The sequence below is a fragment of the Arthrobacter sp. 35W genome, from assembly GCF_000482545.1.
Classification (GTDB): domain Bacteria; phylum Actinomycetota; class Actinomycetes; order Actinomycetales; family Micrococcaceae; genus Specibacter.
Window position 1 is genome coordinate 22,134 of record NZ_KI519455.1, and the last position, 24,457, is coordinate 46,590.

Annotated in this window: 27 protein-coding genes; 15 read left to right on the plus strand and 12 right to left on the minus strand. The window is 68.2% G+C overall.

Translation table 11 applies throughout. The annotated features are described in order from the left end of the window. Nucleotides 1–120: 120 nt before the first annotated feature. Nucleotides 121–942: a general stress protein gene (locus tag K254_RS0112220; RefSeq protein ID WP_026555600.1), complete on the minus strand. Its 822-nt coding sequence runs from the start codon at nt 940–942 to the stop codon at nt 121–123. 153 nt (nt 943–1,095) lie between these two features. Between K254_RS0112220 and K254_RS0112225 the strand changes: the two genes are divergently transcribed. From K254_RS0112225 to K254_RS0112235, 3 genes are read left to right on the plus strand one after another with little or no spacing between them, the layout of a single operon-like run. Next, on the plus strand, nt 1,096–2,376 hold the full coding sequence (locus K254_RS0112225; RefSeq protein ID WP_026555601.1) for a magnesium transporter MgtE N-terminal domain-containing protein: 1,281 nt from the start codon (nt 1,096–1,098) through the stop codon (nt 2,374–2,376). Next, a complete protein-coding gene (locus K254_RS23080) occupies nt 2,369–2,983 on the plus strand; it encodes a DUF1003 domain-containing protein (RefSeq protein WP_035750162.1) in 615 nt (204 codons plus the stop codon). The genes K254_RS0112225 and K254_RS23080 overlap by 8 nt, the downstream gene beginning before the upstream one ends. 3 nt (nt 2,984–2,986) lie before the next feature. After that, complete coding sequence (locus K254_RS0112235; protein ID WP_026555602.1) at nt 2,987–4,114, plus strand: Mrp/NBP35 family ATP-binding protein; 1,128 nt, start codon at nt 2,987–2,989, stop codon at nt 4,112–4,114. 75 nt (nt 4,115–4,189) lie between these two features. Here K254_RS0112235 and K254_RS0112240 read toward each other — a convergent pair whose 3' ends face one another. The 3 genes from K254_RS0112240 to sigE form a co-directional block, all read right to left on the minus strand. Next, nucleotides 4,190–4,615 carry a twin-arginine translocase TatA/TatE family subunit gene (locus tag K254_RS0112240; RefSeq protein ID WP_026555603.1) on the minus strand — a complete coding sequence of 142 codons (426 nt, stop codon included), beginning with the start codon at nt 4,613–4,615 and terminating at the stop codon, nt 4,190–4,192. A gap of 92 nt (nt 4,616–4,707) precedes the next feature. Next, a complete protein-coding gene (locus K254_RS25705; RefSeq protein ID WP_155848569.1) occupies nt 4,708–5,697 on the minus strand; it encodes a hypothetical protein in 990 nt (329 codons plus the stop codon). An 8-nt stretch (nt 5,698–5,705) separates the two neighbouring features. Beyond that, nucleotides 5,706–6,380: an RNA polymerase sigma factor SigE gene (gene sigE, locus K254_RS23085; protein WP_051389194.1), complete on the minus strand. Its 675-nt coding sequence runs from the start codon at nt 6,378–6,380 to the stop codon at nt 5,706–5,708. A gap of 177 nt (nt 6,381–6,557) precedes the next feature. Here sigE and K254_RS0112255 point away from each other — a divergent pair, with 177 nt between their 5' ends. Then, entirely contained in the window at nt 6,558–7,190 is a 633-nt protein-coding gene (locus K254_RS0112255) for an O-methyltransferase (RefSeq protein ID WP_026555605.1), read from the plus strand. A gap of 103 nt (nt 7,191–7,293) precedes the next feature. Next, nucleotides 7,294–8,892, plus strand: coding sequence for a S53 family peptidase (locus K254_RS0112260; RefSeq protein WP_051389195.1), 1,599 nt, complete (start codon nt 7,294–7,296; stop codon nt 8,890–8,892). 92 nt (nt 8,893–8,984) lie between these two features. On the opposite strand, the gene K254_RS25355 is transcribed toward K254_RS0112260, so the two are convergent. From K254_RS25355 to K254_RS0112285, 5 genes are all read right to left on the minus strand, one after another. Next, entirely contained in the window at nt 8,985–9,152 is a 168-nt protein-coding gene (locus tag K254_RS25355) for a DUF3117 domain-containing protein (protein ID WP_081710118.1), read from the minus strand. Between the two features lie 223 nt (nt 9,153–9,375). Then, a complete protein-coding gene (locus K254_RS0112270) occupies nt 9,376–10,635 on the minus strand; it encodes a hypothetical protein (protein ID WP_051389196.1) in 1,260 nt (419 codons plus the stop codon). Beyond that, entirely contained in the window at nt 10,628–11,242 is a 615-nt protein-coding gene (locus tag K254_RS0112275) for a DNA-3-methyladenine glycosylase I (protein ID WP_026555608.1), read from the minus strand. The genes K254_RS0112270 and K254_RS0112275 overlap by 8 nt, the downstream gene beginning before the upstream one ends. After that, entirely contained in the window at nt 11,242–11,577 is a 336-nt protein-coding gene (locus tag K254_RS0112280; protein ID WP_026555609.1) for a DivIVA domain-containing protein, read from the minus strand. Before K254_RS0112280 ends, K254_RS0112275 begins: the two co-directional genes overlap by 1 nt. A gap of 109 nt (nt 11,578–11,686) precedes the next feature. Beyond that, nucleotides 11,687–12,448, minus strand: coding sequence for a TIGR00730 family Rossman fold protein (locus tag K254_RS0112285; protein ID WP_026555610.1), 762 nt, complete (start codon nt 12,446–12,448; stop codon nt 11,687–11,689). Nucleotides 12,449–12,607: 159 nt separating this feature from the next. Between K254_RS0112285 and K254_RS0112290 the strand changes: the two genes are divergently transcribed. From K254_RS0112290 to K254_RS23090, 4 genes are all read left to right on the plus strand, one after another. Next, nucleotides 12,608–13,363 carry an amino acid ABC transporter ATP-binding protein gene (locus tag K254_RS0112290; protein ID WP_026555611.1) on the plus strand — a complete coding sequence of 252 codons (756 nt, stop codon included), beginning with the start codon at nt 12,608–12,610 and terminating at the stop codon, nt 13,361–13,363. 52 nt (nt 13,364–13,415) lie between these two features. Further along, entirely contained in the window at nt 13,416–14,240 is an 825-nt protein-coding gene (locus tag K254_RS0112295) for a glutamate ABC transporter substrate-binding protein (protein ID WP_026555612.1), read from the plus strand. A gap of 105 nt (nt 14,241–14,345) precedes the next feature. Continuing rightward, the gene (locus K254_RS0112300) at nt 14,346–15,023 is read left to right on the plus strand and encodes an amino acid ABC transporter permease (protein WP_026555613.1); all 678 of its coding nucleotides are present in this window, start codon (nt 14,346–14,348) and stop codon (nt 15,021–15,023) included. Further along, the gene (locus K254_RS23090; protein ID WP_035750165.1) at nt 15,020–15,901 is read left to right on the plus strand and encodes an amino acid ABC transporter permease; all 882 of its coding nucleotides are present in this window, start codon (nt 15,020–15,022) and stop codon (nt 15,899–15,901) included. Before K254_RS0112300 ends, K254_RS23090 begins: the two co-directional genes overlap by 4 nt. A gap of 139 nt (nt 15,902–16,040) precedes the next feature. Here the strand turns inward: K254_RS23090 and dapE are convergent, their stop codons facing one another. Beyond that, on the minus strand, nt 16,041–17,171 hold the full coding sequence (dapE, locus tag K254_RS0112310) for a succinyl-diaminopimelate desuccinylase (RefSeq protein ID WP_051389197.1): 1,131 nt from the start codon (nt 17,169–17,171) through the stop codon (nt 16,041–16,043). A 147-nt stretch (nt 17,172–17,318) separates the two neighbouring features. Between dapE and K254_RS0112315 the strand changes: the two genes are divergently transcribed. From K254_RS0112315 to K254_RS0112340, 6 genes are all read left to right on the plus strand, one after another. Further along, complete coding sequence (locus K254_RS0112315; RefSeq protein WP_026555615.1) at nt 17,319–17,984, plus strand: fasciclin domain-containing protein; 666 nt, start codon at nt 17,319–17,321, stop codon at nt 17,982–17,984. 86 nt (nt 17,985–18,070) lie between these two features. Then, nucleotides 18,071–18,652, plus strand: a complete 582-nt coding sequence (gene sigK, locus K254_RS0112320; protein WP_051389464.1) for an ECF RNA polymerase sigma factor SigK — start codon at nt 18,071–18,073, stop codon at nt 18,650–18,652. Nucleotides 18,653–18,663: 11 nt separating this feature from the next. Beyond that, complete coding sequence (locus K254_RS0112325; protein ID WP_196810955.1) at nt 18,664–19,461, plus strand: anti-sigma factor; 798 nt, start codon at nt 18,664–18,666, stop codon at nt 19,459–19,461. A 71-nt stretch (nt 19,462–19,532) separates the two neighbouring features. After that, nucleotides 19,533–21,176, plus strand: a complete 1,644-nt coding sequence (locus K254_RS0112330; protein ID WP_051389198.1) for a molybdopterin-dependent oxidoreductase — start codon at nt 19,533–19,535, stop codon at nt 21,174–21,176. Nucleotides 21,177–21,229: 53 nt separating this feature from the next. After that, a complete protein-coding gene (dapD, locus tag K254_RS0112335; protein ID WP_026555619.1) occupies nt 21,230–22,216 on the plus strand; it encodes a 2,3,4,5-tetrahydropyridine-2,6-dicarboxylate N-succinyltransferase in 987 nt (328 codons plus the stop codon). A gap of 13 nt (nt 22,217–22,229) precedes the next feature. Next, nucleotides 22,230–23,093: a hypothetical protein gene (locus K254_RS0112340; RefSeq protein WP_026555620.1), complete on the plus strand. Its 864-nt coding sequence runs from the start codon at nt 22,230–22,232 to the stop codon at nt 23,091–23,093. A gap of 47 nt (nt 23,094–23,140) precedes the next feature. On the opposite strand, the gene K254_RS0112345 is transcribed toward K254_RS0112340, so the two are convergent. Further along, entirely contained in the window at nt 23,141–23,752 is a 612-nt protein-coding gene (locus K254_RS0112345; protein ID WP_026555621.1) for a hypothetical protein, read from the minus strand. Nucleotides 23,753–23,801: 49 nt separating this feature from the next. After that, nucleotides 23,802–24,431, minus strand: coding sequence for a TetR/AcrR family transcriptional regulator (locus K254_RS0112350; RefSeq protein ID WP_026555622.1), 630 nt, complete (start codon nt 24,429–24,431; stop codon nt 23,802–23,804). Between the last annotated feature and the right edge of the window lie 26 nt (nt 24,432–24,457).

The window sequence follows — 24,457 nt, forward strand, 5'->3', positions numbered from 1 at the left end:
CGTCCCCCGCGGGGAACCGCGTCGCCGCTGCGGTCCCTGTGGCCGGTTGGCGCGCAAAGGGCATAAAGAAGGACGACGGCGGAACTCAAGTTCCGCCGTCGTCCTTCTTTGCATCTGGGACTAGTGCTTGTCCCCCGGGACCGCGTTCGGCTCCTGCGGGGCCTCGGCGGCTGCGGCCGGGGGCTGCGGTGCCTCCACGGGCTCCGCCGGCGCTGCAGGCTCCACGCGGATGCCGTACTGCGGGCGGCCGTCGGGCAGGTCGTGGTAGGTGCCGGGCGGAGGCGTGGCGGGGGCTTCGGCCGGGGCCTCCGGAGCGGCCGGTTCAGCTGCAGCAGGGGCCGCGTAGGGATCGTGCCAGCCCTGGGGGCGTGCGGGCGGGGTCTGGTTGGCCGGCGGCTGGTGCAGCTGGCTCTGGTAGCTCGGCGGCCGGACGGCCTGGGAGCCCATCGGCAGCTGCGAGAGCAGGCGGCGTGCCTCGGAGGCCGCCTCCGGTGCGACGATCACGTCATAGCTGGACGCCAGCACCTGGCTGGTGGAGGTGAAGTCCCGCTTGCCGCGCTGGGCCGCGTAGCCCACGATCGCGAAGAGCATCCAGAAGGCGGCACCCATCAGCACCGAGGTTCCCACCGAGAGGTAGGAACCGGCACCCTGGGGTGCAGTGCTGAAGAAGGACAGCAGCACTCCGATGAACAGGCCGAACCAGGCGCCTGTCAGCGCACCGGAGAGGGCAACGCGCGGGTAGCTCAGCTTGCCGGTGACCCGCTCCACCATCTTCAGGTCATTGCCAACGATGGACACCAGCTGCACGGGGAACTTCTGGTCGGCCAGATAGTCCACCGCCTTCTGCGCGTCCAGATAGGAGGTGTAGGAGCCGATCGTGTCCCCAGTGGGTACGCTGCGGGCTTCATCGATTGGGCGGGTCCGTCCAAAAAGGTTTGCCATACCTTCATTCTTACCCAAGTTCATGGGTGTAGGCAGGGTTATCGCTGGCAGTGAACTGATCCCCGGCTGGACGGGCTGGATCCAGACAGGCTTCCGGGCCCAATCCGGGGCTCCGGTTGCTCCAATTCCACGCTGTGCAAGTAGCCTGTACATGTGAGCACCATTCCCTCACGCGTCTTTGTTGCGCGACTCCTCGGCCTTGACGTATTCGACCCGCTGGGTGACCGGCTGGGACGGCTGCGCGACGTCGTCGTGCTGGCACGCGGCGGGAAGGCACCCCACGCCGTGGGCATCGTGGTGGAGGTCCCGGGCAAGAAGCGCGTCTTCGTGCCGATGACCCGCCTGACGTCGATGGACCAGTCCCAGATCATCTGCACCGGCCTGGTGAATCTGCGCCGTTTTGAGCGGCGCGGTGCCGAGCAGCTGGTGGCCGGCGGCCTCTTCGACCGCAAGGTGATCCTGAAGGACGACGGCGGCGACGCCGTCATCGAGGATCTGGCCATGGACCAGCAGCGCAATGGCGACTGGCTGGTCACCAAGCTCTTTGTCCGCCGTGGCAGCTCCACCTCCCGCCTGCGTGGACTGCGCCGCGGCCACACGCTGCTGGTGGACTGGGAGGATGCCCTGACCGGCTCCGCCGCGGACCCGCAGGGCGCCAGCCACTTTGTGGCCACCCACGAGGACCTCAAGCCCGCCGACTTCGCCGATGCACTGCAGGAAATGTCGGACAAGCGCCGCATCGAGGTGGCCAGCGAGCTGCAGGATGAGCGCCTGGCCGACGTCCTGCAGGAGCTTCCGGAGGAGGACCAGGTCTCCCTGCTCTCCGCCCTGGACAATGAGCGCGCCGCCGACGTTCTGGAGGAGATGGACCCCGACGACGCCGCCGACCTCCTGGCAGATCTGCCTTCGGCCAAGGCCGAGGAGCTGCTCCAGCTCATGGAACCGGAGGAGGCCGACGACGTCCGCCGCCTGCTGCAGTACGCCGAGGACACCGCCGGCGGTTTGATGACCCCCGTGCCCGTGATCCTGCCGCCCGAGGCCACAGTCGCCGAGGCGCTGGCCCATGTCCGCAGCGAGGACCTCTCCCCCGCACTGGCCTCGGCCATCTTCATCTGCCGCCCGCCGCTGGAGACGCCCACCGGCCGCTTCCTGGGCGTGGTGCACATCCAGCAGCTGCTGCGCAGTGCCCCGCCGGAACAGCTGGGCACCATCGTGGACAAAAACCTTGAACCCGTCTCCGACCATGCGAGCGTCAGCGAGGTCAGCCACATCATGGCCTCGTACAACCTCAACTCACTGCCCGTGGTGAACAGCGACGGCCGTCTGGTGGGGGCGGTGACTGTTGACGACCTCTTGGACCATCTGCTCCCGGACGACTGGCGAACCCACGAAGACGGAGCCCCGATCAGAAAACTAGGAGGCCGCATTGGCTGAAAAGCTTCCCCCCAAGGGCGGCGGCCTGGACACCCCGCGCGAGCTCCGCTCCCGGCTCATGCCCAACTTTGGCGCCGATCCGGACACGTTCGGCCGCTTCGCCGAGCGTTTTGCGCGCTACATGGGCACCGCGAACTTCCTGTTCTATATGACCATCTTTGTGATCATCTGGGTGGCCATCAACGTGGTGGGGCTCTTCGGCTTCCAGTGGGATCCGTACCCGTTCATCCTGCTCAACCTCTTCTTCTCCACCCAGGCCTCCTATGCCGCGCCCCTGATCCTGTTGGCGCAGAACCGCCAGGACGACAGGGACCGCGTGCAGATCGAGCAGGACCGCTCGCGCAACGAGCGCAACCTGGCCGACACCGAATACCTCACCCGCGAGGTTGCCGCGCTGCGCATTTCCCTGCGCGAGCTGGCCACCCGCGACTTCATCCGCTCCGAGCTGCGCTCCATGCTGGAGGATCTGACCGCCGCCCAGGACGGGGAGGACGACGGCGAACGCCGGGAGAAGCAAAAGGACTCCCGCGGCTCCTCCCGCCACCCCGCCACCTCCAAGATGCGCGCCATCAAGAGCGGCCCAGCTTCTACCGGATCGGCCAACTAGCGCATGACTGCACCCACCACTGATCAACTCACTGCTGCCCTGGACACGGTGATCGACCCCGAGCTGCGCCGTCCCGTCACCGAACTGGGCATGGTCGAATCCGTGGCGGCCGACGACGCCGGCCGGGTCCGTGTCGTCGTGCGCCTGACGGTGGCCGGCTGCCCGCTGCGGGAGACGATCACCGCCGACGCCACGGCGGCCCTGAGCGCCGTCGACGGCGTCACCGGCGTGGACGTGGAGCTGACCGTGATGACCGCCGAGCAGCGCGCCGTCCTGAAGGAACAGCTCAAGGGTGCCGGCGCCGCACGCGGCATCCCGTTCAACGATCCCGGCTCCCTGACGCGCGTCTACGCGGTGGCCAGCGGCAAGGGCGGCGTGGGCAAATCCAGCGCCACCGTGAACCTCGCCTGCGCCATGGCGGCCAAGGGGCTGCGCGTGGGCATTGTGGACGCCGACATCTACGGCTTCTCGGTGCCGGCGCTGATGGGCATCACCCAGAGCCCCACGCGGGTGGATGAGATGATCCTGCCGCCGGTGGCCTACGGCGTGAAGGTGATTTCGATCGGCATGTTCGTCACCGGCAACCAGCCGGTGGCCTGGCGCGGGCCGATGCTGCACCGCGCACTCGAGCAGTTCCTCACGGACGTCTACTTTGGCGATCTGGACGCACTGTTCCTGGACCTCCCCCCGGGGACCGGGGATGTTGCCATCTCCGTGGCGCAGCTGCTGCCCAAGGCGGAGATCCTTGTGGTGACGACGCCGCAGGCGGCCGCCGCGGATGTGGCCGAGCGGGCCGGGGCCATCGCCCTGCAGACCGGGCAGAAGGTTGCCGGCGTCATCGAGAACATGTCATTTTTGACGCTGCCCGATGGCAGCACCATGGAGCTCTTCGGTTCCGGCGGTGGGGCCACCCTGGCCGCACGGCTGAGCCAGACGGTCAACGCCCCGGTGCCCCTGCTGGGCCAGATCCCGCTGGATGTGGCGCTGCGCGAGGGCGGAGATGTGGGGGCTCCCATCGTCATTTCGACCCCGGACTCGCCCGCCGCCGTCGCGCTGCAGGGCATCGCGGACCAGCTGGCGTCCCGCCCCCGCGGCCTCGCCGGCCTCAAGCTGGACGTCACGCCCCGCTAGAAAAAGTTGAGCCGTGAGGTGGTGCCCTTTAGACCATGTCTAAAGGGCACCACCTCACGGCTCAACGAAAGAGTCTTAAGTGGCTTCGACGTCGAACGGGGCTGCCACGCCGGCGGGCAGGCGCTCGATGGTCTTTGCCGGGGCGGCGGGCTGCTCGACGGCGGCATCGGCGGGATCGTCCTTGCCGAGCATGGCAGCCATGGCTGCAGCGGGTGCCGCCTTGGCCGCGGCCAGGGCCTCGACGTCGTCGTCGTCCAGCAGGGCTTCGCGGATGATGCGGCGCGGATCGTACTGGCGCGGGTCCAGCTTCTTCCAGTCGATCTCGTCGATATCAACGCCGGCCTCATCCTTGATGGTTTCGCGCGCGCCGGAGGCCATCCTGCGCACTTCGCGGATGAGGTTCTTCAGCTTCTCCACATATTCGGGCAGCCGCTTGGGGCCGATCACCAGGACCGCCACGATGGCGAGCATGATCAGCTCCGGAGTATTGATACCAAACACGTTAGGAAGATTACCCTCTCCGGGTGCAAAGCAACGATTCCCCGCTGCCACAGAAGCCGATTATTGATTTGTCATGCCGAGTGTGCTTCACATCACTGCCCGCCCATTCCGGACAGGCGCAGCAATCCACGCAGCAGGCGCCCCATCACCGAGTCGTCGACGGCCCGCTGGGCGGCCTCCTGCGGCTCATGCGTGGCCGCCTCGATGTCAGCCGCCAAGCGGGTGGTCACGGCCGCTCCGGAGGCCTTGCCGCCCGTCCCCGCGACCGCTGATCCGTCGGCGGAGGCCAGGGAGTCGACGCCGGTGGCCAGCGAGAGCGTGTAGCTGGTTCCGCCGGCCACAAACACCGCCCGCCAGCCGCCGTCGGGTGAGATCCACAGCGGGTGTCCATCCACCTGCACCGCCGTGAAGCCGTCCACATCGGCGCGGTGGCCGGTGGCGGCGTTTACGGGCACATCGGTAGAGCCGGAGGACGGAGCACCGGAGGACGCCGCGGCGGGGTGCTGTTCAAACAGTGTCAGCGTGGTGTTGTCCTTGGCCATGACCAGGCGCAGCGTCGGCTGCCCGTCCACCACCAGTCCCCCGGCGGAGCTCAGGGCAAAGCCCTCCTCATCCAGCACGGGGCAGGACCAGCCGGCGGCACGGAGCCGGGCAAGGTCCGAGCCGGCCAGCGGGGCCGGGTGCGCTGACGCACCGCCCGCCGCCTGCGGCCACGCCAGGGCCGCCAGGGCTGCCGTGGAAGCCAGACCCGGAATGGGGGCCGCGGCATTGACGGTGGTGTTCTGGGCTGTGCCCTGTGCGTTGTCCAGCCCAACTGTCTGGGTGCCGTCCGCTGCGGCGGCGTGCCCGGCGGCATGCACGGTTGGGGCGCTGCCCACCACGTAGGCGCCGGCCCCAAGGATGGCCAGAACGGCCCCGGCTGCCACGGTGGCGGCACCCACCATGCGCAGCACGCGGTGCCGTTCAAAGGGCAGCTGGAGATCCTCGGTGCAGCTGGTCTGCAGGGTCTCCGTCATCCGCAGGATGCGGGCTGTCAGATCTGGCGCCGGGTCGGGGCCTTGAAGATGTCCGGGGTCTGTCATGGCTGAGGCTAGCGGGCACCCATGATGCGCGGCAGGGCAAGCCGCGGCTTCCTGGGCGTCTCCGGCAGCGGACCGCTGTAGCCCGGTGCGCGGTGGGCCAGCGACTGGCGCAGCATGGTGCGGCCGCGGTGGATCCGCGAGCGCACGGTGCCCAGCTTCACGTCCAGCGCCTCGGCCACCTCGTCGTAGGAGAGGCCTTCGAGGTCGCACAGCACGACGGCGGCGCGGAAGTCCGGCGGCAGGGCGTCCAGGGCGGCCTGCACGTCCAGGTCCAGGTTGTTGAACTCAAAGACGCGCTCGGGACCCGGGTCGCGGCCGGGCAGGCGCGCCTCGGCGTCCTCGGCCAGCGGGTCGAAGCGGATGCGCGTCTTGCGGCGCGCCTGGTCCAGGAACAAGTTGGTGGTGATGCGGTGCAGCCAGCCGTCCAGGGTGCCGGGTTTGAAATTGGCCAGCGAGCGGAAGACGCGGACAAAGACTTCTTGGGTGAGGTCCTCGGCGTCGTACTTGTTGCCCGTGAGGCGGTAGGCCAGCCGGAACACTTTGGCTGAGTGGTTGGACACCACTTCCTCCCAGGATGGCGCCGTCCATGGCTCGCCGTTCGCATCAAGGGGCGCGGCAGCCGTGGCGGGGTCCTGCGGGGGCTCTGGTGTGGCGTGTGCGCGGGCCGAAAGCGTGGAACTCATGGCCGCACCTCTCTTCCGGGGTGGACAATACGTGCTTCATTCTCTCAACGAAAGCTGGACTTTCGCTGAATGGCGGTGAAATTGCGCGCAGGGCGCAAGAACCCCCGGCGGCACAGGGGCCGAGGCAGTAGGCTGGAAACCAATCCACGCGCGCGAAAGTCAGGAATCAACATACCCATGAGTGCCGACAAGTCCACCAGCTGGTCCTACACCGAAGGACTGCCCATCGAGGACGAGGTGCTCATGCGTGCCCGGGAGCGCTCCCATGAACTGGGCCTGTTCCCTGTCAGCCCCGGCGTGGGCGCAGCCCTGACGGTTTTGGCCGCCGCCTCCAAGGCCGCCACCGCCGTCGAGATCGGCACCGGAGCCGGCGTGTCCGGCGTCTGCCTGCTGCGCGGGCTGGGCCGCAGCTCGGTGCTGACCACCATCGACCCCGACGTCGAACACCTCAAGGCGGCCCGCGAGGCCTTCCTGGAGTCCGGCTCCCCCGCGAACCGGACCAGGACCATTTCCGGCCGCGCCCAGGATGTGCTCCCCCGCCTGACCGACGCCGCCTACGATCTGGTGTTCATCGACGCGGACAAGCCCTCCTTCCCCGAATACGTGGACCAGGCCATCCGGCTGCTCAAGAGCGGCGGGCTGCTGATTGTCAACGACGCCCTGGACAAGGACCGCGTGTCCGATCCGGCCATCCGCGAGGCCAGCACCGTGGTGCTGCGCCAGGTGGGGCGCACCATCCGCGAACACAACCAGCTGATGACGGCCATGCTGCCCACCGGCGACGGACTGCTGCTCGCCGTCAAGCGCTGACCCAACTGAGTGACAGCTATGACACGTTCCGGGCCCTGGAATGCGTCATAACTGTCACCTAGTTGGGGTGACGGGTGTCGGCGGGCGGTGGTAGAGATGGTGCATGGACGCCACAGAGGATCTTCCGGACCTGCCAGACGTTGAACTGTGCCACCTGCCGGGCAGCGAGCGGCCCCCCGCGGCCGGCTTCCTGCCCGCTGCGGCGAGGCCTGTTCCACCCGAATCGACCATTGAGGCCACCCTGGTGCTGCGGCGCCAGGCGTCGCCCGGGGCTGAAGTGTTCGACGGCGTACTGACGCCGGCCGAGCTGGCCGCCCGCTATGGTGCCGCGCCCGCGGATGTGGCGCTGGTGCAGTCCACCCTTGCGGGCCTCGGCGCCGCCGTCGTGTCGGTGGACGCCGCCAGCCGCCGGGTGAAGGTGGCAGGCAGTGCCGCCCTGCTGGGCCGGATCTTCGGCACCGACCTGCAGGAAATCCCCGCCACGCCGCCCCAAGAGCCCGGGCCCAACTATGCCCAGCGCCACCGCAGCGGCGGTCTGAGCATCCCGGTGGCGCTCGACGGCGTGGTCACGGCCGTCCTGGGTCTGGACGACAGGCCGCAGTCCCGTCCGCTGTTCCGGATGGCCCCCGCGGCCCAGCGCAGGATCTCCTACACTCCCCTGGAGCTGGGCCGGATCTACAATTTCCCGCCGGACCTGGACGGCAGCGGCACCACCATCGCCCTCATCGAACTCGGCGGCGGCTTTGCCCAGGCGGAACTGGACACCTACTTTTCCTCCCTCGGCATCAAGCGGGCACCGGTGGAAGCCGTCGGCATTGACGGGGCAGCAAACCTTCCCGAGGGCAATCCCAACGGGGCCGACGGCGAGGTGCTGCTGGACATCGAGGTGGCCGGCGCGCTCGCCCCGGGGGCCCGGATCGTCGTGTACTTCGCGCCGAACACCGACGCCGGCTTCCTGAACGCCATCGCCACTGCCGCCCACGCGACGCCCACCCCGGCCGCCATCAGCATCAGCTGGGGCCTGCATGAGGATGGCTGGACAGCGCAGGCCCGGACCGCCATGGACGAGGCGCTGGCCGATGCTGCGCTGCTGGGCGTGAGCACCAGCGCCGCCGCGGGGGACGATGGCAGCGCGGACCAGGCCACCGACGGCGGCGTCCACGTGGACTTCCCCGCGTCAAGCCCCCACGCCCTGGCCTGCGGCGGCACGCGGCTGCTGGCCTCTGCAGGAAAGGTGGAAGCGGAGACGGTGTGGAACAACGGCGTTGGCGCCGGAGCGACGGGCGGTGGCGTCAGCGGCGCGTTCCCCCTCCCCACCTGGCAGCGCCGTGCCGGTGTGCCACTGCTGCGCGGCCGCCCGGGGCGCGGCGTGCCCGATGTTGCAGCGGTGGCCGATCCGCAGACCGGCTACCGCGTGCTGGTGGACGGTGTGGAATCGGTGATGGGCGGCACCAGCGCCGTCTCGCCGCTGTGGTCGGCACTGCTGGCCTGTCTGGCCCAGGGGGCAGGCAGGCCCTTCGGCCTGGTCCAGCCCAAGCTGTACCCGGCGGGCGGGCACCCCGCCGTGCAGCGTGGATTCCGCGATGTGCTGGCCGGGAGCAACGGGGCCTACCAGGCCGGGCCCGGCTGGGACCCCTGCACGGGGCTGGGCGTGCCCGACGGCGCCGCGCTGAGGGAGCTGCTCGTGGGCCGGAAGCCCTGACGCTCTCCGGGGCACCGGCGCCGGTGCACAAAAAAGCGGGGCGGCCGAAGCCGCCCCGCCGGGAAATCAATTGCCCGGATGCTGCATCCGGATTATTCGGTGACGCCTACCAGGCATTCCTTCAGATTGGAGGCCTCGGCTGCGTTGAGCTCGACCACCAGTCGACCGCCACCCTCCAGGGGCACGCGCATGATCAGGCTGCGGCCCTCCTTGGTAACTTCCATCGGACCGTCACCGGTTCTAGGCTTCATGGCCGCCATAAGGAATCCCCTTTTCTTTGTGCGGACAGGTACCCGCCTGCAGCTTCCCCCAGGCCAGCCTTCCGCGAGTTGACATCAACCTCCACCGCCCGGTTTCAGCAACCGGTTGAAAGAGGCTGGGACATTTTGTCTGTCCGTGTTCGTTCGCTCACACTATTATCCCGCAGATTGCACGCAGGTGCGAATCGGCACCCCCTAAGAGTGTGATGGCCCCCACCGCGGACTACGGCGGATAGTCGCCGCCGCCGGGCAGTGGGGCCCAGGCCCAGAGCCAGGTGACCCAGACAATCTGCAGAATCACAAAAAGAACCACTACCGTGCCACGGTAGGCCTTCGACCGTGAGAGGAAGGCCGCGGCCAGGGCCAGCGGAAACAGCGGCAGCAGCATCCTAAAGGTGCTGGTCTGCGGGTGCAGCACGGCCAGCAGGTAGCCAAGGTAGGCGGCACACCACAGGCGCAGGTCGACGCCGATCCGCCGCACGGAGTCGGAGTTCAGATACAGCGCGGCCAGGCCCACCAGCAGCACCGGTGCCAGCGTTCCCGCCACGGGGCCCAGCAGGGACACCCCGGCGTCGAACCACGGCTTGAACAGCGTCAGATCCGTACCGCGCCAGGCCATCTCGGTGTCCGTGTAGGCCTTCATCTCCCCCGTGACGGCCCAGGCGATCAGCGGCCAGGCAAAGGCTGCCGCGCCGCTGGCCAGCAGCAGTGCACCGCTGGCAATCATCTCCCGCCGGGGGAAGCCGTCGCGGCGGCGGTTCCACACACGCAGGGCAATGTGGGCGGCGACGAGGGCGGCGAAGGGCACGCCGGCCGGCCGGGACAGGCACATCAGCACCACCACCGGAATCGCCCAGAGGTAGCGCCGGAGCACCAGTTGGTACAGGGATGCGGCGATCAGGGCCGTGTTGAGCGACTCCGCATAGGGCACCTGCAGGATCGGGGAGATCGGGAAGGTGGCAAAGAAGACCACGCCCCACATCGCCGTCGTGGTGGAGGCAAAGTGGCGGAAGAGCTTGTAGATCACCAGGGTGGCGCCCAGGCCGCACAGCAGCGCCACCGCCGGGGCCAGCACCAGCCAGCCCACGCCCGTCAGGGCACTGAGGGCCTTGACCAGCAGCGGGAAGAGCGCGTAGAAGGCCCAGGCATTCTGGCCCGCCACGCCGTCGGCGCCGCGCGGAATGTCCACCGGATAGCCGCTGGTGAAGATCCGCTGGTACCACTCGCTGTCCCAGATCCCCACGAAGTGCAGGTAGTCCGGGTGCGGCCCGCCCCAGGGGCTGGTCCCCTGGTGCAGCGCGACGCCCTGGAAGATGAAGAAGGACACCAGCCGCGCGGCGAAGTAGATCAGCGTGACCTGGGCCCACCAGGGCAGCCGGCGCAGCGGAGCCAGCCCCGAGCGCAGGACGGCGTAGAGGCGGTGGTTGAGGGTGGGGTGTGCGGCGACGGCGGCCGCGCCCTGGGTGGTCTGCGGTTCAGTCATGGCCCGCACCGTCCGCGGCCGAGGACGGGACCATGGCGCCGACGGCCCAGCACAGCGGGTGGTGGTCGTTGACCAGCCCGATGGCCTGCATCATGGCGTAGGCGGTGGTGGGGCCGACGAAGGAGAAGCCGCGCTTCTTGAGCTCCTTGGCCAGGGCCACGGACTCGGGCGTGGTGGCGGGCACCGGGGAGCCGGGCAGCCGCGGCACGGCAGGGGCGTGGCGCCGCACCAGGCCCTCCAGCGTCTCCGCTTCGGGGAGGGCGCGCAGGGCACGGGCGTTGGCAATGGTGGCCCGGATCTTGGCGCCATTGCGCACGATCCCGGCGTCGGCCAGCAGCCGGGCCACGTCGTCGTCGCCAAAGTCCGCAACCACCGCCGGGTCGAAGTCCGCGAACGCCGCCCGGAAGGCCTCGCGTTTGCGCAGAATGGTCAGCCAGCTCAGCCCGGATTGGAAGGCTTCCAGGGTGAGGCGTTCAAAGAACTCCCGCTCGCCGTGGGCCGGGCGGCCCCATTCGTGGTCGTGGTAGTGCTCGTAGTCCGGGTTGTCGGCCATCCCCGCCCAGGCACAGCGGGCCCGTCCGTCGGCACCGATGGTCACCTCGGCCACTACTGGCCGCCCTCCCGCTGGGCCTCCGCGGGGAGCCCGACGGCGGCCTCGAGGCTGGCGATGCGTGCATCCTTGGCGGCCAGTTCATCGCGCAGCCGGTCCAGCACCTCATCCACCTGGTCCATCCGGTAGCCGCGCAGCCCCAGGGAGAACCGCAGGTGGTCGACATCCTCGGGCACCGGGTGGTGGGGAAGCAGCACCGGTGGCAGATTGGCCACCGGCTCGGTGTAGCCATCGGGCAGCCCGACGGTTTCCGGGCGCTTCTTCAGGCCGAGGGCATAAAAGGCCACGGCGCCGGCCAGCAGGACGGCCAGAAAAACAAGGAAATAGCTCACCTATCCATGGTGCCAGAAACGCCCCGCCCCCGGCAGCCGTGACACAGGACACGTCCGCCGGGGGCGGGACGGGCGGGGCCGGACGGGGCGGGGACAGGGCCTGGTGCGGCTAGGAGCGGCCCACCACGCCGCTGGCCAGCACCAGCTCCACGGCCTCCTCGGCCGTGTCCACGACCTGGATGATGTTCAGATCCACCGCGGAGACCAGACCCTCGGCCACCAGGGTGTTGTGGATCCAGTCCAACATGGGGCCCCAGAATTCCGAACCGATCAGCACGATCGGGAAGGAGGTCACCTTGCGGGTCTGTACGAGGACCATGGCCTCGAAGAGTTCATCCAGCGTGCCCAGACCGCCCGGCAGCACGATGAACCCCTGGGCGTACTTGACGAACATCGTCTTGCGGGCGAAGAAGTAGCGGAAGTTGACGCCCAGATCCACCCATTCGTTCATGCCCTGCTCAAAGGGCAGTTCAATGCCCAAACCAATGGAGAGTCCGCCGCCGTCGATCGCACCGCGGTTCGCCGCCTCCATGGACCCGGGGCCTCCGCCGGTGATGACGGCGATCTTTGCCTCGGCCAGGCGGCGGCCAACTTCCACACCCACCTGGTAGTGGTAGCTGCCGGGCTTGGTGCGGGCGGAGCCGAAGACGCTCACGGCCGGGCCAACATTGGCCAACGCGCCGAAGCCCTCAACGAACTCGCTCTGGATGCGCATGACGCGCCAGGGGTCGGTGTGGGTGAACTCGCCGCTGACCCGGGTGTCAAGCAGGCGCTCGTCCGACGTCGACCCCTTGGCCAGTCCACGGCGAAGGACGATCGGCCCTTCGCGGCGGGACGGGATGGGATTGCTGGATTCGGTGGGTGCACTCATTCGACAAGGGTATGTCAAGACCAAGGGCGGTTTTTTGCACGGCACGCCCCCGGCGCCGGCCCATTCCCATGGCGCGGGAAAGGTCTCGTTCAGGTCACGATCGACTGTGATCCGGCTCATAGTGTTGATTGCTGTCGTGGTTTGGCTAGATTCAATTTCATGACTAGTCCCGCACAGACGCATGTCCTGGTGGACCTGCAATCAGTCAACAAGCACTACGGCCCGCTGCATGTTCTGCAGAACATCAACCTTCAGGTGACCAAGGGCGAGGTGGTGGTGGTGATCGGGCCTTCCGGGTCAGGAAAGTCCACCCTGTGCCGCGCCATCAACCGGCTGGAAACCATCGACGACGGCGACATCTTCATCGACGGGAAGAAGATCCCCGCCGAGGGCAAGGAACTGGCCCGGATGCGCGCGGATGTGGGGATGGTCTTCCAGTCCTTCAACCTCTTTGCGCACAAAAACATCCTGGAGAACGTGACCCTTGGCCCAATCAAGGTCAGGGGCGTTGCCAAGCCGGAGGCGGAAAAGGATGCCATGGCCCTGCTGGAGCGGGTCGGCGTCGGCAAGCAGGCCAACAAGCTGCCCGCCCAGCTCTCCGGCGGCCAGCAGCAGCGCGTGGCCATCGCGCGGGCCCTGGCCATGAAACCGAAGGTGATGCTCTTTGACGAGCCCACCTCGGCCCTGGACCCGGAGATGATCCAGGAGGTGCTGGACGTGATGATCGGCCTCGCCAAGGACGGCATGACCATGATCGTGGTGACCCACGAAATGGGATTTGCCCGCCGTGCCGCCGACCGCGTGGTCTTCATGGCCGACGGCCAGATTGTTGAAGAGGCCACCCCGGAGCAGTTCTTCACCAACCCGCAGAGCACCCGTGCCAAGGATTTCCTCAGCAAGCTGATCACCAACTAGCCCATGTAGCGCTCGCGGCCCGTACATCGGGCCGTCAACGAAGGAGAGAAACATGCAAAAGACACGCTTGGCGATCGCCGCCATTGCAGCGGCGGCAGCACTGGCCCTTAGCGGCTGCGGCGGTGGCACCAGCGGCGGCGGCTCCGCCGACAAGATCAAAATCGGCATCAAGTTCGACCAGCCCGGCCTGGGCTACAAGGACGGCGACAAGTACACCGGTTTCGACGTCGCGGTGGCCACCTACGTCGCCAACGAGCTTGGCTTCCCGGCGGACAAGATCGAATTCGTCTCCACCCCCTCCGCCACCCGCGAAACCGCCCTGCAGAACAAGCAGGTGGACATGATCTTCGCGACCTACTCCATCACCGATGCCCGCAAGCAGTCGGTGGCCTTCGCTGGACCATATTTCATTGCCGGCCAGGACCTCCTGGTGCGCCAGGACAACAATGACATCAAGGGCCCGGAGGATCTGAACGGCAAGACGCTGTGCTCGGTGACGGGTTCGACGTCGGCGAAGAAGATCAAGGACAACTACGCCACCACTGTGAACCTGCAGGAACTGCCCGGCTATGCCGAGTGCGTTACGGCCATGGAGGGCGGACAGATCGACGCCGTCACCACCGATGACATCATCCTGGCCGGCCTGGCCGCCCAGCCCGCCTACCAGGGCAAGTTCAAGGTGGTGGGCGCACCGTTCTCCGAGGAGAAGTACGGCGTCGGCCTGAACAAGGAATCCGACAAGTGCAAATCCATCAACGATGCCATCGCGAAGATGATCAGCAGCGGTGAATGGCAGAAGGCGCTCGACACCAACACGGCGGGAACGGGCTACAAGCCCAGTGCCGCCAACCCGCCCAAGCAGGACGCCTGCGCCTAGGCGCACCACCAGCGCCAGGGGGCGGACGACGGCGGCGCCTTGCGCACCGCCGTCGTCCGCCCCACCGATTCGGGCCGGCCACCGGCCCGTGGATTCGAGGCAGCCATGGATAATTACCTCTCGCTCTTTACGCAGTACAACATTCCGGCGGCATTCTGGGTGAACATCCAGCTCACCTTCTGGGCCGCCATCGGCGCCCTGGTGATCGGCACCATCCTGGCCCTCATGCGCATCTCCCCCGTGCCCAGCTTCGAGGCCTTTGGCGCCGGCTATGTGAACATCATCCGCAATACGCCGCTGACCATCATCCTGCTCTTTGGCGTGCTGGCCCTGTACAACCAGCTCGGCTTCCGGCTCTCGGATGATTTCCAGACCAATTTCTTCCGCCTGGCGGTGATGGGCCTGTCCATCTACCACGCGGCGTTTGTCTGCGAGGCCATCCGCTCCGGCGTCAACACCGTCCCGCAGGGCCAGGCCGAGGCCGCCCGTGCCATCGGGCTGGGCTTTCTGCAGTCGGCCAGCCTGGTGATCCTGCCGCAGGCCTTCCGCGGCGCCATCGTCCCGCTGGGCAATGTACTGATCGCCCTGATCAAGAACACCACCGTGGCAGCCGTGGGTTCGGTTGCCGTGGAGGCCTCCTCGGTGATGAAGACTGCCCTGGAGTTCCGCGGCGACATCATCATCCCGATCTTCCTGACGTTTGCGATCGGCTTCGTCATCATCGTGATCCCGGTGGGGCTGCTGACCACCTGGCTCTCCAAGAAACTGGCGGTGGCCCGATGAGTGCATCTGTCCTCTTTGACGCGCCAGGCCCCAGGGCACGGCGCCGCATTCTGCTGACCAACATCATCGGCATCCTGGTCATCGTGGTGCTGCTCTACATCGTCATCTCCGGACTGGCGGGCAAGGGGCAGATGACGGCGGAGAAGTGGTCCTCGCTGTTCACCGCCAACGCGTGGGTGAACTTCCTGCTCCCGGGGCTGGTCAACACCCTCAAGGCAGCCGCCCTGGCCATCGTGTTCTCCGTGGTCATTGGCCTGCTGCTGGGCATTGGCCGGCTCTCGCTGAACAAGCCGATCCGCTGGGTGTGCTCGATCCTGGTGGAGTTCTTCCGTGCCGTTCCTGTGCTGTTGATGATGGTGTTCTTCAACATCTTCTTCTCCCGCACCGGCCTGGTGCCCGGCAGCGATGCACCCTTCTGGTCCGTCGTCGTCGGGCTGGTCTGCTACAACGGCTCGGTGGTGGCCGAGCTGGTCCGCAGCGGCGTCAACAACCTGCCCAAGGGCCAGCGCGAGGCCGGCACGGCCATCGGCCTGACCCGGGGCCAATCGCTGCGGATGATCGAGATCCCCCAGGCGCTCACGGCAATGCTGCCGGCGTTGATTGGGCAGTTTGTCGTGATCCTGAAGGACTCCGCGCTGGGCTACATCATCTCCTACAACGAGTTCCTGTTCTTCGCCCGCACCTTCGGCTCCGCCAACGCGAACACCCTGCAGGCGCTGGTCGTCGCGGCGGCCGTGTTCATTATCATCAACTTCGCCCTGACCAAGGTCGCCGAGTTTGTCTCGCGGCGCCTGGGCAGCAGGTTGGGCAAGGCCGGCGACGACGAGCCGCCCGTCGTCGCCCTCGGCCTGCCGCCGATGGTCCCCGGAGCCAAATAGGCCCCACGTTCAGCTGGAGACAGAAAGCGAAAATCGCGCCTCAAGATAGTTTCCGCGCCCGTTCACCGGGCGCGGAAACTACCAGGGGGCGCGATTTTGGCGTCTGCAGGGGGGACGACGGCGGCTATGCCTCCTCGGGTCAGCCGAGCCAGCGGGTGAGGGCGGCCAGGCAGGCGCGGATGTCCTGCGCCGCGACGTGCTCGTTGTCGCTGTGGGCCAGCAGAGCATCGCCCGGGCCGAAGTTGACGGCCGGGATGCCCAGCTCGCTCAACCGGGCGACGTCGGTCCAGCCGTACTTGGGCTTGGGCTCGGCCCCCACGGCAGCCACGAAGCTGGCGGCTGCGGGTGCGTTCAGGCCGGGCCGGGCACCCGCCGCAGCGTCGGTGCGGACCACCTCAAAGCCCTCCAACAGCTCACGAACATGGGCCTCTGCCATGTCCGGCGTCTTGTCCGGGGCAAAGCGGTAGTTGATCTCCACCACGCAGGCATCGGGGATGACATTGCCGGCGGTGCCGCCGTGGATCTTCACCGCGTTCAGGGATTCACGGTAGTCCAGGCCGTCCACCGTGACGGTGGCGGGCTCGTAGGCGGCCAGCCGGTTCAGGATGGGGGCTGCGGCGTGGATGGCGTTCTCGCCCATCCAGGCGCGGGCCGAGTGCGCTGCCTTGCCGTGGGTTGTGGCGTGGAAGCGGATGGTGCCGTTGCAGCCGCCCTCCACCGTCCCGTCCGTCGGCTCCAGCAGGATGCCGAAGTCCGCGCCCAGCCAATCGGCGTGGTCGCGCACCAGCCGGCCCAGACCGCTCTTGCTGGCCTCGACCTCCTCGTGGTCGTAGAAGACGAAGGTGATGTCTTTCGTGGGCTCTACCAGGGTGGCGGCGAGCGCCAGCTGGACGGCGACGCCGCCCTTCATGTCCGTGGCGCCGCGGCCATACAGCACCTCCCCCTCCCAGCTGCTGGGCACCGTGCCGCGCGAGCCCGGTGTGGTGGGCAGCGGGACGGTGTCCAGGTGGCCGGCCAGGATAACGCGCTCGGCGCGGCCCAGCGTGGTGCGGGCCATGATGGCGTCGCCGTTACGCAGGATCTCCAAGTGGGCCAGCGGGCGCAGCGCGGCCTCGACGGCGTCGGCGATCGGCCCCTCGTTGCCGGAGACGCTCTCAATGTCCATCAGGGCTGCGGTCAGCGCCGCGACGTCCTGGAGCAGGTCCAGGGCCGGGGGCGCGCCCGGATCGGCAGGGGTGGACGGGGTGGCGGAGGCGTCGTCGTAGGTCACCGGGCCAGTTTACCGGCGGCGGGAAAAGCAATCCCAACCGGGTCCAATCCAAGATGCCGCTCTGTTCCGAAGTACTCCCCGACAGCCCAGCACGACAGTAGCCGGGACACCCGGCGGAAGCCTCCGCCGACTTTGAAGGAGAACGCCATGCTTCGTCTCACCAACAAGAAGACCGCCGCCCTGGGCGTCATCGCCGTTGCAGCCTTTGCGCTGAGCGCCTGCAGCGGTTCGGGCTCCACCACCACGACCACCACCGCCGCTGCGGCGCCGACCACCTCCATGGCGGCACCGACGACGTCGGCCGCCATGAACCCGGCCTCCGAGCTGGTGGGCGCCGGCTGCGCCGCCTACGCCGCAGCAGTTCCCAGTGGTGCGGGATCCGTGGCCGGCATGGCCCAGGACCCGGTGGCCACCGCCGCCTCCAACAACCCGCTGCTGACCACACTCACCGCTGCGGTCTCCGGCAAGCTCAACCCGGACGTGAACCTGGTGGACACGCTCAACTCGGGCCAGTTCACCGTCTTTGCCCCCGTCGACGATGCCTTCGCCAAGATCCCGGCCGCCACCATCGAGGGCCTGAAGACCGACTCCAAGACGTTGAGCTCGATCCTGACCTACCACGTGGTCCCCGGACGCCTCTCCCCCAGTGAGGTCGCAGGCATGCACGCCACCGCCGAGGGTGGCTCCGTGAACGTGACGGGCAGCGGCGACAACCTGATGGTCAACGACGCCAAGGTGATCTGCGGCGGCGTCCAGACAGCCAACGCCACCGTCTACCTGGTGGACACCGTCCTGATGCCCCCGGCCAAGTAGCCAAAACCGCGACAACAGCAGGCCGCCAGCAGAAACAGTGATCGAAGGAGAACCGGGTGCCGGGGGAACGTGAGAGTCTAGGGTCCATGCGGATACCGTGGTTGCGGTCCGCGGAGCCCACGGCCCCGCCGACCCATGAAGACCTGATCCGCCTCGTCGCCCTCGGCGACGAGGCGGCCTTCGAAGCACTCTACGACGCGATGGCGCCACGGGTTTTTGGCTTGGTGCGGCGGATCGTCCGAGATCCAGCGCAAAGCCAAGAGGTGGCGCAGGAGATCTTCGTGGACGTGTGGCAGCAGGCCGCACGGTTCGATGCGGACCGGGGGAAGGCAGTCTCCTGGATCCTGGTGATAGCCCATCGGCGGGCTGTCGACAGGGTCCGGGCCAGCCAGGCCAGCACGGACCGGGATCTGCGCCAGGGCATCAAGGAATTCCAGGAAAGCTACGACGACGTCGAGGACACCGTTGAAGCGCTGCTGGAATCCGAACGGGTCAACAAAGCCTTGGAATCATTGACCCAGGTCCAGCAGGAAGCCATCAGGTTGGCCTACTACGGTGGCTATACGCACCAGGAGGTGGCGGAGCTGCTGAAGGTCCCGGTGGGGACCGTCAAGACACGAATACGCGATGGAATGATCAGACTTAGGGACAGGTTAGGGGTGGCGTGATGGAAGAACAATTGCATCTTTTGACCGGCGCCTACGCCCTGAACGCCCTCAACGATCTGGAGCGGGCCGCGTTCGAGCGGCTGGCCCGGACCGATGAGGACATCCGCTCCGAGGTCCGCGAACTCAGCGAGACCGCCGCGCTGCTGGCCTACGGCGTCCCTGAACAGACACCTCCGCCGGAACTGAAATCCTCGGTGATGGCGGCCATCCGCAACACCCGCCAGCTCCCTGCCGCCCAGGTGGCCACCGATGCTGCACCAGCGGCATCCGCCGCACGAGGCCACCGCGCCGCAAAGCCACGCACGATCACCATGCGCCGCAGCGTCCTTCAGGGGCTCGCGGCAGCGGCGGCGGTCGTGGCCATCGCCGCAGCCGGTGTGACCGGCTGGGCCCTGGGCCAGAGCAACGGCCGCAGCGGGCAGGACGGGCTGGAACAGCAGCTTGCCGCCGCCCAGGCCAAGCAGAACCAATTCCTGACCATCCTGGGCTCCGAGGACGCCAAGGTTGCCACCCAGCGCCTGGGCAACGGCGCCACCGTCATGGTGGCCGCATCGGCCGCGGCAGACAAGGCCGCCGTGATGGTGGCCAACATGCCATCGCTGCCCGCCGACAAGGTCTACGAGCTGTGGTTCATTGCCGACGGCAAGGCCATCCCGGCCGGGCTCATGGGCCCCACTGTGGCGGCCGGGCCGAGCCTGCAGCTGCTCGACGGCGGCCTCGACGGTGCCAGCCACATCGGCATCACCGTCGAACCCAGCGGAGGTTCCGTGCAACCCACCACCGATCCAATCCTGTTGCAACAGTTGTAACGGGTTTCCTGCCCGGTAGTTTCGGGCGCTGACGTTTCCCGGCACCGGAAGGTGCGGGAGGAGGGCACATCATGGGCACCACAGGGAAAACCAGCATCGGCCGCCCAGGCCGGCTGGCAGCGTTGGCGCCCGGTGCCGTGGCCGGTGTTGTCGCTGCTGCCATCCTGTTTGGCGTCGCCGAACTGCTGGCGGCATTCATCGGCCCCCGGTCCTCCCCACTGGTGGCGGTGGGTTCGACGTTCATCGACTTCACTCCGCCGTGGCTGAAGGACTTTGCCGTGGCCACCTTTGGCACGGCGGACAAACTGGTCCTGTTCATCTCGATGGCCGTAGTGGCCACCGTGGGCGCGGCTCTGGCCGGCGTCCTGGCAGTGCGCCGCTTCAACCTCGGCGCCACACTGGTGCTGGCGCTGGCCGTGCTCATGGCCGTCTGCGTGGCCACCCGGGCCGGCGCCGCAGCCACCGACATACTGCCCACCCTGCTGGGCACAGCGGCGGGCCTGGCCGCGCTGCGCAATCTGGTGTCCAAGGCCCCGAAGCCAAACGCTCTTGGGCTTCCCTCCCCGATTCCGGCGCCGGTGCCTGAGTTTGCCGACTCCGCCAACCGCCGGCCGGCAGCTCCGCCGGTGGCATCCACCACGGCACCGGGGCGGCGCGCCTTCTTCGCCACGGCGGCCGTGCTGGCAGCGACCGCCGTCGTGCTGGGCGTTGGAGGCAAGGCATTGAGCGGCATCCGCGGTGCCGCCGAAAAGGTGCGCGAGGCCCTCAAGCTGCCCGCCGCCGCAAAGCCCGCTCCCCCGCTGCCGGCCGGCGTCCAGGCGCCAGTGGACGGCGTGGGGCCCTTCGTCACCCCCAATGCCGACTTCTACCGGATCGACACGGCCCTGATCGTCCCCGACGTCGACCCCTCCCAATGGAAGCTGCACGTGCACGGCATGGTCGAGAAGGAGTTCTACCTTTCCTTCCAGGATCTGCTGGACTCACAACTCATCGAGACGCATGTGACACTGACGTGCGTGTCCAATGTGGTGGGCGGCAATCTGGCCGGCAATGCCAAGTGGCTGGGCTACCCGCTGCGGGAAGTGCTGGCCCGGGCCAAACCGCTCCCCGGGGCGGACATGGTGCTCTCCACCAGCATCGACGGCTTCAGCGCCTCCACCCCGCTGCCCATCCTGCAGGACGGCCGCGACGCCATCCTTGCGGTGGGCATGAACGGCGAGCCGCTGCCGCTGGAGCATGGCTTCCCGGTGCGCATGGTGGTCCCCGGACTCTACGGCTACGTCTCGGCCACCAAATGGGTGGTCGATCTGGAGGTCACTACCTTTGCCCAGAAGGAGGGCTATTGGACCTCGCGGGGCTGGTCCTCGCACGGACCGATCAAGACCGCCTCCCGGGTCGAGGTGCCCCGCGCGCTGGCCCGGGTGCCCGCCGGCACCGTGGCCGTGGGCGGCACCGCCTGGGCCCAGACCGTGGGCATCTCCGCCGTACAGGTCCAGCTCGACGGCGGCCCCTGGCAGGAGGCCACCCTGGCGGCCGAAGCCACGGTGGACACGTGGCGCCAATGGTCCCACTCCTTCGACAGCGTGGCCGCGGGTTCGCACAATGTGCGGGTCCGGGCCGTGGATGCGAAGGGCCAGCTGCAAATCGAGCAGCAGGCCCCGCCGCAGCCCGATGGATCCACGGGCTGGCACAACATCACCTTCACCACCACCTAGCCGCGCTCTGGACCGCTTTCTTCCGGCGTGCCGCCTCTCGATAGACTGGGGGCATGACTGAGACTGCTTCCACAACCCGCACAGCCCACGGCTTCGGCCTCGCCACCGTCACCGCCGACGGTTCCATTCTGGATGTGTGGTTCCCCGCTCCGGCGCTGGGCACCGCCGTCGACACCCTGGGCGCCGCGCCCGCCGCCGATGCCGAGCTCACCGCCCTGGCCGAGGCCGGCGCCGACGCCGACCGCGGCACCACCACCGCCGTGGTCTTCGCCCAGATCGATCTGGACGCCGCCCCCGAAGACACCGCCGATGCCTACCTGCGCCTGCACCTGCTCTCGCACCGTCTGGCCGCCCCCAACTCGATCAACCTCGATGGCATCTTCGGCAAGCTGCCGAACGTCGTCTGGACCAACTTCGGCCCGGCCGCCGTCGAGGGCTTCGAACTGACCCGTGCCAAGCTGCGCCGCCGCGGCGCCGTCACGGTCTACGGCGTGGACAAGTTCCCGCGCATGGTGGACTACGTGGTCCCCGCCGGCGTCCGTATTGCCGACGCGGACCGCGTCCGCCTGGGCGCCCATCTGGCCGAGGGCACCACCGTGATGCACGAGGGCTTCGTCAACTTCAACGCCGGCACTCTGGGCGCCTCCATGGTTGAGGGCCGCATCTCCGCCGGTGTGGTGGCCGGCGACGGCACCGACGTCGGCGGCGGCGCCTCCATCATGGGCACCCTCTCCGGCGGCGGCAAGGAAAAGATCACCCTGGGCGAGCGCGTGCTGCTGGGCGCCAACTCCGGCGTCGGCATCAGCATCGGCGACGACTCCGTCGTCGAGGCCGGCCTGTACGTCACGGCCGGCACCCGCGTGCGCGTCCACGGCCCGAAGGACGAGAACGGCGAGGACACCTCGGTGATCGTCAAGGCCTCCGAGCTCTCCGGCGTCGCCAACCTGCTCTTCCGCCGCAACTCCAGCACGGGCGAGGTTGAGGTTCTGCCGCGCAAGGGCCAGACCGTGGCGCTGAACGCCGCCCTGCACGCCAACTAGGGCAGGGCACCACATGGGCAGCGGACGCCGCTGGCGGGCGCTGCTGCTGTGGCTGCTGGTCCTGGCCGGGGTGCTGGGCTTGATAGTGGCTGGCGGCATCTGGGCCGTCAGCTTCTTCAAGCCCTTCGCCGCACCCCTGGCCCAGGGCTGCCGGGCCGCTGCCGACGGCACCGAGTACTCCCTGGCGCTGGACCAGACGGAGAACGCCGCGCTCATCACGGCCGTCTCCGTGCGCCGCGGCATGCCCGCCCGGGCCGCCTCGATTGGGCTGGCCACGGCCATCCAGGAGTCCAAGCTGCGCAATATTACGCACGGCGACCTGGATTCGCTGGGCCTGTTCCAGCAGCGTCCCTCCCAGGGCTGGGGCACCGAGGAGCAGATTCTGGACCGGTTCCACTCGACCAACGCCTTCTTCGACGTGCTGGCCACCGTGCCCGGCTACGAGGACATGCCGATCACCGAGGCGGCGCAGATCGTCCAGCGCTCGGCCTACCCGGATGCCTACGCGCAGCGGGAGCCTACGGGCAAGGCCTTCGCCTCGGCACTCACCGGCCACTCCCCCGCGGCGCTGAGCTGCACCCTCACGGCACCCGACGGCACCGGGAGCCCGGCAGCCGTCGCCGATGCCCTGGATGCCGCCTACGGCTCCGTGCCGTCGCAGATCGACGGCGCCTTGCTCTCCGTGGCTGCCTCCGAAACGGCGGGGTGGAGCTACGCCCAATGGGCGGTGGCCAACGCGCAGTCGCTGGCCATCACGGAGGTTTCCTTTGCCGGGCAGCGCTGGGTGCGCGGCAACAACGATGGCAGCCGCAATGCGGGCTGGCACTCCACCGGTGCGGAGCCGGGCCCCGTCGTCATCACCGTGGCCCAGCCCTAGGTCCAGCCCTGGACCGGGCAGCGGCCTGGCCGTGGGTCCAGTGGCGGCTAGACCAGCAGTTCCACCACGGGCTGGACAAAGCTCAGGAACACGGGCTCGTCGTCAAGCAGGTGCTGGCTCATGATCAGCCTGTTGGGTTCGACAAACCAGGCCCGTGGCTCGCACAGCGGCATTTCGACGATCGAAAGCGTGAAATCCCTTGCGTTGCGGCCCAGCTCCATCTCCCGGTTCTGCACGAGCTCGGCGAGGATCTTCGGCGAGCCCAGATTCTCCCGCCGGGCGGACAGCAGCGAGTACTGGCTCTGCTGCTCGCGCGCCCAGGTCAGGGCCGAGCCGAAGTGGGCCTGCAGCACGCGCTGGAGGGCCGGCATGGGGGCGAAGGCCGGGAACGACGGCGGTGCCAGTTCAGGCTGCCGGCCGGTGCGGTTGTCCACCAGGGTGCCCCACCATTTTTCCCATTGGCTGCGCAGGGCGTCTGTGCCGCCGACATGGGCCGTCAACTGGTGGTGGTCCGCCGGTCGGATGGCGGGGGCGACATGGCACAGCGCCGGATTGCCTGCACCGGCCAGCCCTGTCACATCGCGAATGTAGAGTGCCAAAAGCATGGGGCCCGAAGTATCCATGGTGATTCGCCAGCCCGGGCCACCGGTGTGATGCATGATGCTGCCTCCACGGCTGGTGATCGGCCACCAGCCACCAGTTAAGAGTTTACTCCGCTGCGGTGTCCATGAGTGAGGACAAATGCGTGCGCAGCGTGGCCAGCGCCTGCTCGCCGCCGGCCCACTCGGGCTGCACCAGCATGTGCAGGCCCAGGCCATCCACCACTGCCATCAACCGCTCGGCCTCCAGCAGCGGGACCAGCTCCGGCGCCGCCGCTCCGGAGTCCAGCAGCAGCAGGATGATGCGCCCCACCGCTGCCGCAGTGCCCCGGTAGCTGTCCTGGCCGGCGGAGTGCAGCAAGGGGGCGGTGCGGGCGGCCAGGGCAAAGGAGAGCAGCACAGTGGCCTCCTCCTGTCGCACCTCATCCAGCGGCAGCAGCTGCGCCAGGACGTCGACGCAGCCATCCAGCAGGGATTCCAGGTCCGTGTGCTCTGCATCCTCCAGCGGCGCCAGCAATTCCTCCACGCGGGCGTGGATGCGCGCTGCGACAAGGCGGAAGGAGTAGTCCATCAGCTCCGATTGGCTGCCAAAGTAGTGGCGCACGGACCCCAGGGCCAGCTCCGCCTCCCTGGCCACGGTGCGCAGCGAGACGGCGGCGAACCCGTCGCGGCGGACCACACGGAAGAGGGCATCGGCCACGTCTTCGCGGCGTGCGTCGGCATCAACAATCTTGGGCATTGTTCCTTCTTAGCATGGGCGCGCAC